The organism is Vibrio sp. 2304 (assembly GCF_033339475.1).
GTDB classification, from domain to species: Bacteria; Pseudomonadota; Gammaproteobacteria; order Enterobacterales; family Vibrionaceae; genus Vibrio; species Vibrio alginolyticus.
In genome coordinates this window covers 1-513 of the sequence record NZ_JAWOUQ010000146.1, presented here as the reverse complement: position 1 = coordinate 513, position 513 = coordinate 1, and the positions used below count along the sequence as shown (strand labels likewise).

The window sequence follows — 513 nt, the reverse complement described above, 5'->3', positions numbered from 1 at the left end:
CATTATTTTATCAAGTTTCTTTTTGCCTATGCCATCTACTTCTAGTAATCTTTCAGGATAATATTGTATTATGTCAAGTGAATTCTCTTTGAATTTATCAACAATTTTTCTTGCAGTAGCTTTGCCAATGTGAGGTATAAGCCCCGATGCTAAATAACTTTCTATTCCATTTATAGTCGAAGGTAATTTCTCCTTTATGTTTGTAAACTGAAATTGTTCTCCAAATTTGTCATGGTATATCCATTCTCCCTCTAATTCAACAAACTGGTCTTTTTTTATGAAATAAGTCTTTCCCACGAAAGTAACAGGCCCATCTGAAGTAACAAGCCTAGCAACTGTATATCCATTTTCTTCATTTCTAAATATTATATCTTCAACAGTTCCTTCTATAAACATAATTTACCTCCAACTGATCTTGATTATATTATACCGCAGAAATAAAAAAAATCCCACTCCGTAATCGGAGTGAGTTATCCTATAGTGCTTTCCTTAAAATCTCTGCTTTATCTGTTC

1 protein-coding gene is annotated in these 513 nt (G+C 32.2%); it reads right to left on the bottom strand.

The genetic code is table 11. The features are described 5' to 3' along the window. Nucleotides 1-396: helix-hairpin-helix domain-containing protein (locus tag R7P64_RS24715; protein WP_318124281.1), on the bottom strand; the 396-nt coding region annotated here is incomplete at its 3' end. Nucleotides 397-513: the final 117 nt, after the last annotated feature.